Origin of the sequence: Kitasatospora sp. NPDC086801 (genome assembly GCF_044745805.1) — a bacterium.
Taxonomy (GTDB): Bacteria; Actinomycetota; Actinomycetes; order Streptomycetales; family Streptomycetaceae; genus Kitasatospora.
Genome location: NZ_JBIVAX010000032.1, coordinates 52,465 through 65,847 on the forward strand (window position 1 = coordinate 52,465; position 13,383 = coordinate 65,847).

Genomic DNA, 13,383 nt, shown 5'->3' on the forward strand with positions numbered 1-13,383 from the left:
GGGTCTGGAGGCGTGGAATCCCTCAATCTCCGGCTGATTCACGCCCTGCAGATCGACGGGCGCGCCTCCCTGCGCCGGATCGCCTCGGTGCTGGGCGTCTCCGAGCAGGTCGTCGCCCGCCGCTACGCCGCGCTGTGCGAGAGCGCCGGGCTGCGTGTCATCGGCCGGCTCAACCCCCGGCCCGTCGGGCAGACGGTGTGGGCGCTGCGGGTGCAGTCCGCCCCCGGCGCCTCGCTCGGACTGGCCCGGGCCCTGGCCGCGCGGGAGGACACGCGGTGGGTCCAACTCGCCTCCGGCGCCACCGAGATCGTCTGCCATCTCGTGGCGCACCGGGACGGCGCCCAGGACGCGCCGGTGCAACTGCTCGACCGGCTCCCGGGGGTCACCTCGATCACCGCGCAGCGCGTGCTGCGGCTGTTCAAGGGTGGTCCGACCACCTGGGGTGCCCTCACCTGCGCCCTGGACCAGGACCAGCGGGACGCGCTCGCCCCCGCCTTCGCGCCCCCCGACGCGCGGTCCCCGTCGGTGGAGCTCACCGAGCTCGACCACGTCCTGCTCGCCGCGCTGGCCCGCGACGGCCGGACGACGTACGCCGCGCTCGCGGCCGAGGCCCGCTGCCACGAGTCGACGGTGCGCCGCCGGATCGCCCACCTGCGCGCGGCCGGAGCGCTCTTCTTCGTCCTGGACATCGACGAGCGCCTGCTCGGCAGCCCGACCACCACCGCCATCTGGATGTCGGTGCGGCCCGCGCACCTCGCCGCCGTCGGCGCCGCCCTGGCCGAACACCCCGAAGTCGCGTACGCCGCCGCCACCACGGGGCGCACCGACCTCCTCGCTTCCGTCCTCTGCCCCGACGACGAGTACCTGTACGACTACCTGACCGACCGGCTCGGCGCCCTACCGGGCATCGACGCGGTCGAGACCGCCCCGGTCGTCCGGACCCTCAAGCGGGTCGGCACCGTCGGCCGCCACCGCAACCGGCCGGGCGGCACGCGGCGCGGCTGAGGCCTCGGCGAGGAACGGCGGCTGGTGGTCGGCCAGCGGCGGTCGGCCAGCGGCGGTCGACGGGCACGCGCAGGTGCGGGACTGCCGGACTGCGGGACCGCGGGCGTCGCCGACGGCACTGAGGCAGCTACGCCGTGCGGTCCAGTGCGTCCTTGTGCGCCGCCGCAAGCGCCTGCCCTGCGGCGGTGACGAGGTCCGGCACGACACCCACGCCCTCCCAGTTGGTCCCGGTGACGGTGCTGACCGTCCGGGCGGTCGGCACGGTGACGCTGATGTGCTCCGTCACCGGGTGCCGGGCGGTCGGGTGAGCACCACCGCGGGTCGTCTCGCCGACGAGGACGGCGCGCCCGTGCGCCTGCAGGGTGTAGGCCACGTCCTCCCCGCCCGAGAAGGTGACGGCGCTGGTGAGTACGTACACCGGGCGGTCGAGGTAGCGCGGTGCGGGCAGATGCGAGGCGGTCCAGTACTGCCGGGTGGAGCCGGTGGAGCGTTCGTAGATGTCGTTGAGGTGCACCTGGTCGTCAGGGAAGAAGTAGCTGCACCACATGGCGGCGCCCTCGGGCGAGCCGCCGCGGCACTCCCGCAGATCGAGGATGAGCGCACTGGTGTGGGCGGCCAGTTGCATGGCCGCACCGATCACGCGGGCGCCCTCGCCGGCGTCGGCGATCCGCCGGACGTCGAGATGGCCGACATTGCCTTCGAGGTGTTCGAAGCGGCGGATGCCCTGGTTCTCGGCCCTCAGCATGGCGAGGAAGGCCGCCCGGCCTCCGTCCTCGTCCACCGGGTCCGTGGACTGCGGCTCGTCCTGCCAGAGCAGCCTCAGGTGCTTGTCCGGGCAGACCTCCTGGAGGTGGGCGGTCACGGTCTCGCAGAGTTCGGGGCCGCTCAGCGTGTTGTACGCCCCGGCCGCGAGCCGGCTCCGGATCGCGTTGTCGATCTCGACGACTCGCTGGGGGAAGACGTACCCGGCCGTGATCCGGTCCAGGGCCAGGCCGATGATCTCCGTGTTGGTGGGCATGGTCACGGCCTCCAGTCCTCGGCGAGGAGCCCGAGGACGACCTCGTCCGCGAACTCGCCGCACACCCAGGCGGAGCGGCGGAGCGTTCCCTCCAGGGTGAAGCCGGCCCTGCTGGCGGCCGCGATCATCGGTGTGTTGTCGGCGAGGGTCTCCAGTTGCAGCCGGTGCAGGCCGCGTACCGCGAAGCCGTACTGGCAGAGCACCCTGACCACGTCGGTGCCCAGGCCCCGGCCGCGCAGGCCCGGGCGCAGGGCGATCCCGAGGTGGGCGGTGCGGTTGTGGGTGTCGATGCCCCAGAGCAGGGCCTCACCGGCCAACTCCCCCGTGGCCAGCTCCAGGACGGAGAAGCAGGCCGCTTCCTCCGAGGGCGGGGCCACGGCGTAGGGGGACTCCGCCGCCCCTGGTGAGATGGGCCGCCAGGGGCGGGAGTCGGCCCGGGAACGGGCGGCGACGTCGTCGTACAGTTCGGTGTGCAGAACGGCTACGTCACTCTCGTGGCGCGCACGGAGGGCGACCTTGAGTCCTTGTATCATGTCACATTGCTACCAGGGTCGTGTTGGCCGCTCAACCGAATTCGACCTTGTCCCGGCGCCTCGCCCCGTGGCCGTCCTCGGGAGTGCCGGAGGGGGCGGATCAGGCCGCCGGCCAGTTGCGCAGCAGGGCGTCGAGGGCGTCCACGATGCGCGCCCAGGTGTCCTCGGTGGCGCGCGGGGTGTGCTGGAAGCCGCCTGCCTGCTCCAGTGCCACGTAGCCGTGGAAGGTGCTGCCGAGCAGCCGGACGGCGTCGGTCTCGTCGGGCTCCGCGAGGTCGTAGCCGCGCAGGATCGCGCGCGTCATCTGCGAGTGCCGGACGCCGGCGCTGGCGCGCGCGGTCTCGGGGTCGAGTCGGAGCTGCCCGGCGGCGTAGCGACCGGGGTGTTCGCGGGCGTAGTCGCGGTAGGCGTTGGCGAAGGCGGCCAGGGCGTCCTTGCCGGCGCGTCCGGCCAGGGCGGCGGCGACCCGGTCGGCGAGTTCCTCCAGGGCGAGCAGGGCGATCCTGGTCTTGAGGTCCTGGGAGTTCTTGACGTGCGAGTACAGGCTCGCGTCCTTGACGCCGAAGCGTCGCGCCAGCGCCGAGACCGTGACCTTGTCGAAGCCGACCTCGTCGGCCAGTTCCGCCCCCGCCCGGGTGAGTCGTTCCGCGTTCAGTCCTACGCGCGCCATGGCCTTCCCTCCGATCGACTGAGGCCACTATACAGTTGCCTAATTGCCCTAGGTAATTTACGTTATTTCCTATGAAGCCGTTGACCGAGCAAGAGATCCGTTCCGCCTTCGTGAACTGCACCAAGGGCGAGGCGACGCGCCTGCACATCCCCCGCGACCTGGCCGAACGGCCCTGGGACGACCTGGACTTCCTCGGCTGGCGCGACCCGCAGGCGCCCGATCGCGCCTACCTCGCCGCCGAGGTGGACGGCCGTGCGGTGGCGGTCGCGCTGCGCTCCTCCGGTGCCGCCTCCTGGCAGGCTCGGCGCAGCATCTGTTCGCTCTGCGTGACCACCCATACCGGGGGCGTTTCGCTGCTGGTCGCACCCCTGGCCGGGAAGGCCGGCAAGCAGGGCAACTCCGTCGGCGCCTACATGTGCAGCGACCTCGCCTGCTCGCTCTACGTGCGCGGCAAGCGGGAGACCGGCACCCGGCTGCACGAGTCGCTCACCGTCGAGGAGAAGATCCGGCGCACCGTGGCCAACGTCGCCGCCTTCGTCGCCAAGGTCACCGCGTGACCCGGGGCGGAGCGTCACCCCGGGGCCTCGTCCTCACCCTGTGCCGGCCCCTGGAAGCGGGGTGCGCCGGCCGGGGTGCGGCGGCCGCCGCGGCCGATCGAAGGAGGGATATCTGACGATACGTCATTATCGGTGACGAATGCACTCGTTGGGGTGGATTGACATCGGTGGCGGGCATGCCAGCGTGGTCCCGCCGTCATGATACGGGCACGGAACAACCACCAGTTTGGAGCGCCCCACATGACGACGCAGGGCCAGGTCAGTACCGAAACCGCCGACGAACCACTGGACTTGGCCGATCAGGAGCTGGTCCGTGATCCGTTCATCTCCTACGCGCACATCCGTGAACGCGAGCAGATGGTGCGGGGATGCGTGCGAGGCGTCGACCCCATGTGGGTGGCCACCCGCCACGACGACATCCGTACGGTCATGAGCGATCCCGGCTTCACCATCGACGCCACGGCCGTCCCCGGCGTGTCGGTGGCCCACCGCACCGAACAGACCTGGCAGGCCCGCGGCATGTACGCGGGGCACGAGAAGTACCTGCGCGCCGGGATCTTCGACTCGGACGGCGCCGACCACCGCCGACTGCGCGGCCTGGTCACCGCCGCTTTCTCCCCGCGCCGCGTGGCCGCGCTGCGCCCCAGGATCGAGGCCATCGCCACCCGACTGCTCGACCGCCTACCGGACCACACCGAGGACGGCGTCGTCGACCTGATCGAGCACTTCGCCCGACCGCTGCCCATCACCGTCATCTGCGAACTCATCGCCGTCCCCGAAGCCGACCGCGACCGTTGGCGGGAGCGGAGCGCCACGCTGACCGCCGGCACCTGCGGTGAGGAACTGGGCGACGCACTCGCCGGCATGGTCGACGACGCCCACGCCCTCGTCGACCTCCACACCACCCACCCCGGCAGCGACCTCATCTCCGAACTGCTCGCGCCCCACCACGACGACCGCCTGAGCACCGACGAGCTCGTCGCCCTCATCACCAACCTGGTCGTCGCCGGGCACATCACCACCGTCAACCTCATCGCCAACAGCACCGAGGTGCTCCTCGCCCACCCCGACCAACTCGCCCTGCTGCGCGAGGACCCGACCCTCATGCCGTACGCCGTCGATGAACTCATGCGCTACTGCGGACCCGTCGTACGCGCGCTGCCCCGCTACGCCACCCGCGACACCACGGTCGGCGGCACCCCGGTGCGCGCCGGGGAAGCCGTCCTTCCGATCGTGTCCGCGGCCAACCGCGACCCGGACGCCTTCACCGACCCCGATCGGCTCGACCTCGGCCGCACCCGCCGCAGCAGGGAGACCCACCTCGGATTCGGGCACGGCGCCCACCGCTGTCTGGGCGCGCACCTCGCCCAGGAGGAGACCGCCGTCGCCCTGACCGCGTTGTTCAGCCGCGTCCCCGACCTGCAACTCGCCACCGATCCGGAGCACTTGCAACGGGGCACCAACCCGGTCAACTGGCACCTGAAGGCCCTCCCCGTGCGCCTGCGGCCCCAGGACCATGCGGGGCCGGCCGGAAAAACCGGTTGAGCCTCGGGTGACCATGTGGCAGGCTCGCCCGCCGTGACCGAGGCCACCACGTCGTACGACGACGAGGTGGACATCGCTGCATCCCCGGTGGCACGACCGCGCTCCACACGGCGATGACATCCGGGGTCTCGGGCAGTGAACGGCACGCGTTATGGAGGAGCGATGGCATTGATCAGGCAGTTCCAGGTCACCTTCGACTGCGCAGAACCTGAGCGCGTCGCTCGCTTCTGGTGCGCGGTGTTGGGGTACGTCGTACCGTCGCCGCCGGAGGGGTTCGCCACGTGGAGCGATGTCGATCGCTCTCTGCCGCCTGAGCGTCAGGGGGCAGGGTTCGTCTGCGGTGATCCCTCGGGTGTGGGCCCGCGGCTGTACTTCCAGCGCGTTCCCGAAGGCAAGGCCGTCAAGAACCGGGTGCACCTTGACGTGCGGGTCGGCACCGGGCTCGTGGGCGAGGAGCGCCTCGCCGCACTGGAGGCCGAGTGCGCCCGGCTGGTCGCGCTCGGCGCGGTGCGCGTGCGGCTGCTGCGGGCCGATGGGTTCAACGAGTCGTGCCTCGTGATGCAGGACATCGAGGGCAACGAGTTCTGTCTCGACTGACTCACTCGGCTGAGAGGCCGGCGAGCGGGTCCTCGTCCTGTCCCCGTGGGCCAGGACGAGAACCGCCCGCCGACCTGTCAAGGCGCTTCAGGGTCTCCCGTACCGTTGCGGAGATCGGCGCGCTTCCGGCGCGGGTCCGGTTCGGATCCAGCGCAGTTCAGCCGCAGTTTAGCCGTGGTTCAGCCGTGGTTCCGGCCGGGCGGGGCCGACCTGCGGTGGACTACTGCGGGAGGTTCCACTTCTGGTTGGCGGCGCCGTTGCAGTCCCAGATGCCGAGCTGGTTGCCGTTGTTGGTGCCGAAGCCGAGGTCGTCCAGGCAGCGGCCGGACTGCGGGTTGAGCACCGAGCCGTCGGGCTGGGCCTTCCACTGCTGGGCGCCGCTGCCGTTGCAGTCGTAGAGCTGGACCATGGTGTGGTTGGCGGTGCCGCCGCCCTGCACGTCCATGCACTTGCCGAGGGCGCGCAGCGTCCCGTCCACCCCGACGGTCCACTTCTGGGCGCCGCTGCCGTTGCAGTCGTAGATCTGGACCGGGGTGCCGTTCTTGTTGTCGGCGCCCTGGACGTCGATGCACTTGCTCGCGTAGCCGCTGATCTGGCCCTGCGGCCCGGAGACCGGCGGCGGCACCGTTCCGAGGAAGACGACCTGCGGGAACATGATGGTGTCGCCGAAGTTGCACATGGCGGTGCTCATCCCGCTGCCGACGACCGTCCCGCCGATCGCCATCCGCATGTACGGGCCGGTGTTGTTGACGTAGTACTGGCACTGCGCCTGCACGCGCCAGATCTGCAGGGGGCTGATGCCCGAACAGGTTCCGATGACCTGGCCGCCGCCGACGGGGGTGGCGGTACACCCGCCGGCCAGCGACGCGCTCGGGCTCGTCTGGGCCGTCTGGGTGGTGGCGGGAGCGGCCTGGGCCGCGGCGGGGACGACGAGTGCCGCGGCGGAGGCAAGCAGCGTGGTCATCATGACAACAGCTGTACGGCGCATGGGGGTTGACCCTTTCCGTGATGACGGAGTGATGGTGTCGCGCAGATGTTTCACAGATCGGGTCATGAGCATTGCAGTGCCGTCTGTGGGCGTCAACGGGTGTGAGCCGACAAGATTTCGTCATTCACCTCAGCTCATCCGCGACCTGCTCGTTCGCGCGGGGCACGCACCGAACGCGGATCTGCTCCAGTCGAATTGACGAAACATCAGCACCTCTGGTCGCTCAAGTCACCTCCGTCCTACAAGCGCCACAAGCCCCACAAGCCCCACCTGCCCGGCCTGAGCACCCGTACTCAGGCCGCCCCGGCCGTGGCCGCCGGAGCATGGGGCCAAACCCGCCGACTCGCCGGAGAAGCCGCCCCGCCTGACGTGGGACCCGACCCTCAGAACCGGGGACGAACCGCCCGGTCAGCCTGCCGGCCGGTGCGTGTCGGAGGCGAACCCGAAGGTGCCCCCACAGGCGTCGAGGACGGCCAGCGGGTCGAGGTAGTCCCGCCAGTGCGTGATCCTGCGGTCCCGGATGGTGATCACGGAGACGAAGTGGTTGTCGTACGCCCGTCCCGTGCCGACCGCGCGGCCGTGCACCACGTATTCGAGGACGACGACCGAGGTCTCGCGGTCATGGTGGACGGCGAGGCCGTCGGCGCTCTCCGCGACCATCGTGTCCCCGTACCCGCGGTACAGCTCGGCCAGGGCGTCCCGGCCCTCGATCCTCCTCGGGTAGCCGGGCACGGTGACCACGTACTCGGTGACGGCGTCCTCGGTGAACCAGTCGAAGAAATGGTCCCCGTCGACCAGACCTTCGAGCCCCTTCCCGACGATGCGGAAGAACGGCTCCAGTGCTTTGAAGTCGTCCGGATCCTTCACGGTCATGACGTTCCTCGATTCTTGGGGGTGAGCAGGGGTGAGCAGGGGTGCGCGGAAGCCCGGACCGGAACCGATGTCTTCCTGGCCGATCAGACGCTACGACGGGACCAGGACAGCTTCGGTCCTGGTTGTGCGGTGCCCTACGCTCCGGCATGTGATCAGTACTTCCGCGCGACTCCTGCGGCTGGTCTCGCTGCTCTCCACCCGCCCGTCGTGGACCAACAGCGAACTGGCCGAACGCCTGGACGTCACCGAACGCACCGTCCGGCGGGACATCGCCAAGCTGCGCGAACTCGGCTACGCCGTCGACTCCGGCCCCGGCCCCTGGGGCGGGTACCGGCTCAGCGGCGGCGGCAGCAAGGTGCCGCCGCTGAGCCTGGACGACGAGGAAGCGCTCGCCGTGGCCGTGGCCCTGCGCGAGGCGGCGCTCAGCGGTGTCCTCGGCACCGACCAAGCGGCGCTCTCGGCCCTCCTGAAACTCCAGCGGCTGCTGCCCGCGCACATCGCGGACCGGCTGGCCGAACTGGACGCCGCGTTCGTCCACACCCCCCGGTCCGATGAACGCCTGCTCTCCCCGGGCGTGCTGCTGGAACTGGCCACCGCCTGCCGGCGGGGAGAGCGCGTCCGGCTCTCCTACCGCGACCGGCAGGACCGGGCCACGGTCCGGGACGTCGACCCCCATCGGCTGGTCCGCACGGGCCACCGCTGGTACCTGGTCGCCCTGGACGTCGCGCGAGGCCAGTGGCGCACCTTCCGCGCCGACCGCGTCACCGAGGCCCACCCGACCGGCCACCCGGCCGACCTCGTCGACCCGCCCGACGCCGCGCTGCTGGTCTCCCGCATGCTCACCAGCGGCTACCCGCTCTACACCACGGTCCGGGTCCCCCTGCCCCTGAACCGGGCGCTGCTCCTCGTCCCCCGCAATCTCGGCACCCACGAGCCCGACGGGACCCACGCCACCCTCGTCACCATCGGCGGCTCCACCCCCGACGAACTGGCCACGTACCTGCTCGGCCTGGCAACCCCGCTCCAAGTCCTGACACCCGCCTCGGTCCGAGCCGCCCTGCACACCCGAATCCGAACCCTGCTCGACGCCAACGATCCTGACTCTCCACAGAACTGACGTTGGATCAGTCGCGGAGATGCCTGCCAGGCGGGCCGTCTTCAGCTCGGCGGCGAAAGGCCGAGGTCGGCCACCTCGTGCGGGTGGCCGACGGGCTGGGGGCCTCGCCGGCGACGGACGTCCGGGGTGCGGTAGCCGCGTGGTAGCCGCGCGGACGCTGCGGGTGGAGTGCGGTGGTGGCGGGGAGGGCAGCGGGACAGGAGGTGGGCGTTGAGGTCCTGGGGTGTGGTGTGGCGGAGGGGGGTGAAGGGGGGGCGAAGGGGAACCGCGGTGTCCGCGTTGGACGCCCGCGGTTCCCCGAGTGCCGGTGCCGGTGCCGGTGCCGTCGCCGGCGCGGCTGCCGAGGCCGGTGCCGGTCAGGGACGGGAGAGTCGGCCCCGTCGGGGGAGGCGGCCGATGAGGAGGATCGCGCTTCGGGTCATCAGATAGCCGAAGGCGGACGGGATGAGGAGCTGAGGCAGCATGGCCACGACCGACGCGTGGCCGCCGAAGAGTACGGGGGTGAGCACGGGTGGCGCCGCCAGGACGGCCCCGGTCAGGACCGCGTTCCCGGCCGTCCGGGCGGTGAAGGCCAGAGCGGCACCGGTGGCGATCGGGGCCCAGGTGCCGAAGCCGGAGGTCAGGATCTGCTCGGCGGACTCGCTGCTGATCGTGGCGCCGATGCCCAGGGCCGTGACGGCGGCGGCGACCAGCCAGAGCCCGGCACCGGTTCTGTGGGTCCGGTCCCGCGGGGCGACCAGCAGGACAAGGGTGTTGAGCACGATCGCCCCGAACCCCCGGGGGCCGAGGCCGAGTTCGGCCGCGGTGCGGAAGTCCAGGTCGAGCATCCCGAAGCGGCACAGGGCGTAGAACAGCGGCGCCAGTACCAGGGACACCAGGGCCAGGGCCCGCGCGGCCGACCAGCGGCCGGCCACGACCGCGCACGCCGTCAGCACGACGGGGACGAGCAGCGACGTCGCCGCCAGGAGCGGGCCTCCCGTGGGGACTCCGGCGGGGAAGCCAAGGAACTCGGGGCTGATGGCGAGCCACAGGTTCCGCCACAGGTAGGTCGCCGCATACGTTCCGGCCAGCATCGCGGCGAGCGGCGCCGCGGTGGCGAACGCCCGGCCCGGCGGCCGGTGGGAGACCATGCCCAGCCGGAGCCGGGCCCCGTGCCCGGCGACATCGGCCACCTCGCGCAGCCCCGCCGCGGAGCCGGAGCGGGCGATCCGCTGCCCGGCGAGGTCGGCCACCTCCGCCAGCGCACCGGTGCCGTACGAGGACGGGTAGAGCGTGAGGGCCAGCCTCAGCAGGCGGGCGTTCAAGGAGTGCTGCGAGGTCATGCCGCACCTCCTGCGGGACGGGTCCAGGTCTGCGTCAGGCGCCGGTCGGCCTCGCGCAGTGCGGAGCGCAGGCGTTCGGCCTCGTTCCTGAGCGACTGTTCGCCGTCGGGGGTGAGGGCGAACACGCGCCGGGGGCGCCCGTCCACCGTCTCCTCGCGCTCGACGCGGATCAGCCCCTCGGCCAGCAGGCGGTCGAGCGTGCCGTACAGGCTGCCGGCGCCGAGCCGCACCCGGCCCTCGGAGATCGCGGCGACCTCGTCCCCGAGCGCGTAGCCGTGCCGGGGCCGGTCGGCCAGCGCGGTGAGGAGCAGGAAGGTCGGCTCCTGCATGGAGCGTTTGTTCTTCACGTCCCCCACCATAGTACGGTCACCGTAGTGTCTGGCAAGGGCGCCCCAGGACTCGGTCCCGGGCTCACCAGGAGGTGCTGGAGCAGGTGGTGACGGTCTGGGGGATCACCGGATCACAACGGAGCCGATCTGACGGCCGTGCTCTTCCCGATGGCGCTGGAGCAGGCCGACAGCGACGATGCCCGCCGCGGCGCGCCCGCCGCCTGCGCGGGGGGCCTGGCGGCCGCCCCGGTCGGGCACAGCGGACGGTGCACCCGCACCGTCTCGGCCCGCGACCAGGCTCGCGCCTCGGGCACGCCGCCGGGTCCTTCGGCATCCGTGCTCGCACCCGGATCGGCACGCCCTGGCGGTCAGAGCGGCGGCAGTCGGCGGGCCAGGAGGTCCGCGCGGGTCCCGTTGAGGGTGCTGAACAGGACCGTCGTGCCGAGGGCGTCCACGGCGGGGGCGGTGGAGGCGCCGGGCAGTGGGCTGCCGTCGGCCGCTGTGCTGACGCGTTCGGTCCGGCCGGTCCACAGGTCGCGGCGGAAGACGTCCGTGACGCCGTTGGTGTCGCCGGGGACGAGGGCGTCGGAGTCGGAGGCGAAGTAGACCCAGCGGTCGTCGGCGGTCATGACGGCGGGCTGGGAGTCGACGGCGGACACCGTGGTCACCGTGCCCGTACGCAGGTCGCGGGCGTAGAGGCGGACCTGGACGGTGTTCTGCTCGCGCTCGAAGACGCGGAAGAGGGCGTGGCGCCCGTCGGGGCTGAGCCGTCCGGCCTTGGCGGCGTCGCGCAGGGTGCCGGAGGCGTCGATGCTGGCGCCCTGGATCCGGCCGGTGCGCGCGTCGTAGGTGTAGAGCGGGAAGAGCTGCCGTGCGGGCGGGGGTTTGAGGACGGCCGGGGCGGTGGCCGGGGCGGTCGGCAGCAGGTTGGTCGCCTTCGAGCGGAAGGCGACGGTCAGGCCGTCGGCGCTGAGAGAGGGTTCGACCGAGCCGTCGTCGGCGGGGGTGCCGTCGCGGCCGGTGCTGATCGGGCGGGTGGTGCCGGTCCGGCGGTCGGTCAGGTGGATGTTCTGGACGCCGGGCCGGGTGCCGGGGGAGAGGTCGGTGCGGTCCGAGGTGTACGCGACGTACCGGCCGTCGGCGCTGATGGCCGGGTCGAGCGAGTTGCCGTCGCCGGCGCCCGGGGTGAGCGGTTCGGTGCGGCCGGTCCAGCGGTCGCGGACGTAGACGTCGAACCGGCCGCCGCCGTGCTGCCCCGGGACGACGTCGGCGGCGTCCGTGCTGAAGGCCACGTACCGGCCGTCGGCGCTGATCGCCGCCTGGTTGGTCGAGCCGTCCAGTTGACTGCCGTCGTCGGCCAGGCTCACCCGCTCGGTGCGTCCGGTCCACCTGAACCGTCCTCCCCTTGCCTCGGGCCGCACCGCTTCCCGCCCTCGCCGGCCGGCTCGGGGCGAGCCAACCGCCCGGCCGTACCGGCGGTCAACGGCACGGGCCGACCATGGACACGATTTCGCCAACTCCCGTCCACCTTCCGACCACGGATGATGCCGGTTCGGCCGGACCGGTGGACGTACTACCTGGGAGATTCGGGAGTCCAGGAATGACTGTTGACGAACCGTTGGCGAACCCTTTGCCATGCCTGCTCGCCCCTGGCCGACGGCCTCCTGCGGCGGTAGGCCGGCTGACCGGGACGGGCAGGGCGTGCCGTGGCTGGTCGAGAACCGCCGCGCCGCAGGGGAGAAGTCCCGCAGCAACGGCCGCCACCGGCGGTCGATCGGGTCCCTAGACAGGACGGCTTCACCGCGAGCTTCCGCGCCGGCGTGGAGATGTGGAGATGCAGCGGTTCCACGACCTTGAGTCGCTTCGGTCGCTGATGGGCCCGTCTTCGCCAGTTCGGCGAAGTTCCGCACCGTCCTCGGGGCGTGGTTCGGCAGCAGCCGGGCCACGATGTCGCCCCGGTCGGTCTTCAACGTCGCGTACAGCTCCTCCGCTCCTCCGCTCCTCCGCCATGACGATCCTTCGGTGTGCGGTCTACGGGCCCGGCCGGTCTCCCGGCCGGGCCTGACGGACCCGAGGCGATGACACGGCATCTCACCCGCACGAGCGGCGGACGAGGCGCGGAACGGTCTCGCTGGCGCCCCGGCGACCGCTGACGCCCTAGGCGGGGTTGACGCATGCGACAACCGCCCTATGGTTGACGCATGCGTCAACTCATCCCGAGGGACACCATGGGCCCCACCCCGCCGAGAAATCCCGGCGGACGCCCCGAAGTCGGCCCCAAGATTGATGTTCGCCTCCCGCTCGACACTCTCCGACGTCTCGACGACCGGGCCGAAGCCGCCCGCAAGTCCCGTGCCGACACCATCCGCACCCTCATCGGCGACGGCCTCGAACACCCCCGCACCCTCGCGGAGCTCGCCGCCGAGCGCACCCTCGAACTCGTCGACCAGGTCGTCGACGGCGACCGCCCCCATGGCGTCTCCGTCCACAGCAGCGGCCGCACGTTCTGGCTCTCCAGCTGCCCGGACGGGTGGATCCTCGCCCACAGCAGGAACGTGAACCTCATCGCCGCCTTCCAGGGCGCGGCGCTGCTCGCCTTCCAGCGCCTCCCCGTTCGCGAAGTGACTCCCCATCTGGACTCCGACGAGCCCGCCTTCCCCGCCCTGGTCGCCGCCGGCCGGGCCATCCTCGACGACATCGGCGCACAGGAACGCCTCCTGGCGCGGAACCTCAACACCATGCACTGGCCGCCCATGCTCTGACCGGCCCCCGCGTGCGCGGGGAGCAGTCCAGCCCCGGCAGAGCGTTGCCGCTCTGCCGGGGCCCGGT

The 13,383-nt window shown here is 71.9% G+C and carries 14 protein-coding genes and 1 pseudogene; 6 read left to right on the plus strand and 9 right to left on the minus strand.

Annotated features, from left to right (window positions below):
• The first annotated feature begins 12 nt into the window (after positions 1 to 12).
• The gene (locus ACIPLC_RS27615; RefSeq protein WP_400475714.1) at positions 13 to 1,005 is read left to right on the plus strand and encodes an Lrp/AsnC family transcriptional regulator; all 993 of its coding nucleotides are present in this window, start codon (positions 13 to 15) and stop codon (positions 1,003 to 1,005) included.
• Positions 1,006 to 1,132: 127 nt separating this feature from the next.
• Here ACIPLC_RS27615 and ACIPLC_RS27620 read toward each other — a convergent pair whose 3' ends face one another.
• From ACIPLC_RS27620 to ACIPLC_RS27630, 3 genes are all read right to left on the minus strand, one after another.
• A complete protein-coding gene (locus ACIPLC_RS27620; protein WP_400475715.1) occupies positions 1,133 to 2,023 on the minus strand; it encodes a S41 family peptidase in 891 nt (296 codons plus the stop codon).
• Positions 2,024 to 2,025: 2 nt separating this feature from the next.
• A complete protein-coding gene (locus ACIPLC_RS27625; RefSeq protein ID WP_400475716.1) occupies positions 2,026 to 2,556 on the minus strand; it encodes a GNAT family N-acetyltransferase in 531 nt (176 codons plus the stop codon).
• 100 nt (positions 2,557 to 2,656) lie between these two features.
• The gene (locus ACIPLC_RS27630) at positions 2,657 to 3,226 is read right to left on the minus strand and encodes a TetR/AcrR family transcriptional regulator (RefSeq protein WP_400475717.1); all 570 of its coding nucleotides are present in this window, start codon (positions 3,224 to 3,226) and stop codon (positions 2,657 to 2,659) included.
• Between the two features lie 71 nt (positions 3,227 to 3,297).
• Between ACIPLC_RS27630 and ACIPLC_RS27635 the strand changes: the two genes are divergently transcribed.
• The 3 genes from ACIPLC_RS27635 to ACIPLC_RS27645 all read left to right on the plus strand — a co-directional run bounded on the left by ACIPLC_RS27635 (position 3,298) and on the right by ACIPLC_RS27645 (position 5,925).
• Complete coding sequence (locus ACIPLC_RS27635) at positions 3,298 to 3,783, plus strand: FBP domain-containing protein (RefSeq protein WP_400475718.1); 486 nt, start codon at positions 3,298 to 3,300, stop codon at positions 3,781 to 3,783.
• Between the two features lie 240 nt (positions 3,784 to 4,023).
• Positions 4,024 to 5,328 carry a cytochrome P450 gene (locus ACIPLC_RS27640; RefSeq protein ID WP_400475719.1) on the plus strand — a complete coding sequence of 435 codons (1,305 nt, stop codon included), beginning with the start codon at positions 4,024 to 4,026 and terminating at the stop codon, positions 5,326 to 5,328.
• Between the two features lie 162 nt (positions 5,329 to 5,490).
• Positions 5,491 to 5,925: a VOC family protein gene (locus ACIPLC_RS27645; protein WP_400475720.1), complete on the plus strand. Its 435-nt coding sequence runs from the start codon at positions 5,491 to 5,493 to the stop codon at positions 5,923 to 5,925.
• Positions 5,926 to 6,145: 220 nt separating this feature from the next.
• Here ACIPLC_RS27645 and ACIPLC_RS27650 read toward each other — a convergent pair whose 3' ends face one another.
• Both ACIPLC_RS27650 and ACIPLC_RS27655 read right to left on the minus strand, forming a co-directional pair.
• Positions 6,146 to 6,892, minus strand: a complete 747-nt coding sequence (locus ACIPLC_RS27650) for an RICIN domain-containing protein (protein ID WP_400475721.1) — start codon at positions 6,890 to 6,892, stop codon at positions 6,146 to 6,148.
• 429 nt (positions 6,893 to 7,321) lie between these two features.
• Positions 7,322 to 7,786, minus strand: a complete 465-nt coding sequence (locus ACIPLC_RS27655; RefSeq protein WP_400475722.1) for a nuclear transport factor 2 family protein — start codon at positions 7,784 to 7,786, stop codon at positions 7,322 to 7,324.
• Positions 7,787 to 7,934: 148 nt separating this feature from the next.
• On the opposite strand from ACIPLC_RS27655, the gene ACIPLC_RS27660 reads away from it, so the two are divergent.
• Entirely contained in the window at positions 7,935 to 8,903 is a 969-nt protein-coding gene (locus tag ACIPLC_RS27660; protein ID WP_400475723.1) for a helix-turn-helix transcriptional regulator, read from the plus strand.
• Positions 8,904 to 9,259: 356 nt separating this feature from the next.
• Here ACIPLC_RS27660 and ACIPLC_RS27665 read toward each other — a convergent pair whose 3' ends face one another.
• The 4 genes and pseudogenes from ACIPLC_RS27665 to ACIPLC_RS27680 form a co-directional block, all read right to left on the minus strand.
• On the minus strand, positions 9,260 to 10,225 hold the full coding sequence (locus tag ACIPLC_RS27665) for a hypothetical protein (RefSeq protein ID WP_400475724.1): 966 nt from the start codon (positions 10,223 to 10,225) through the stop codon (positions 9,260 to 9,262).
• Positions 10,222 to 10,554, minus strand: a complete 333-nt coding sequence (locus tag ACIPLC_RS27670) for a PadR family transcriptional regulator (RefSeq protein ID WP_400475746.1) — start codon at positions 10,552 to 10,554, stop codon at positions 10,222 to 10,224. Before ACIPLC_RS27670 ends, ACIPLC_RS27665 begins: the two co-directional genes overlap by 4 nt.
• Before the next feature lie 368 nt (positions 10,555 to 10,922).
• Entirely contained in the window at positions 10,923 to 11,921 is a 999-nt protein-coding gene (locus ACIPLC_RS27675; RefSeq protein ID WP_400475748.1) for a hypothetical protein, read from the minus strand.
• A 480-nt stretch (positions 11,922 to 12,401) separates the two neighbouring features.
• Positions 12,402 to 12,536: pseudogene (locus tag ACIPLC_RS27680) on the minus strand (peptidylprolyl isomerase); the annotation flags it as partial.
• Between the two features lie 219 nt (positions 12,537 to 12,755).
• On the opposite strand from ACIPLC_RS27680, the gene ACIPLC_RS27685 reads away from it, so the two are divergent.
• Entirely contained in the window at positions 12,756 to 13,316 is a 561-nt protein-coding gene (locus tag ACIPLC_RS27685) for a hypothetical protein (RefSeq protein WP_400475725.1), read from the plus strand.
• The last annotated feature ends 67 nt before the right edge of the window (positions 13,317 to 13,383 follow it).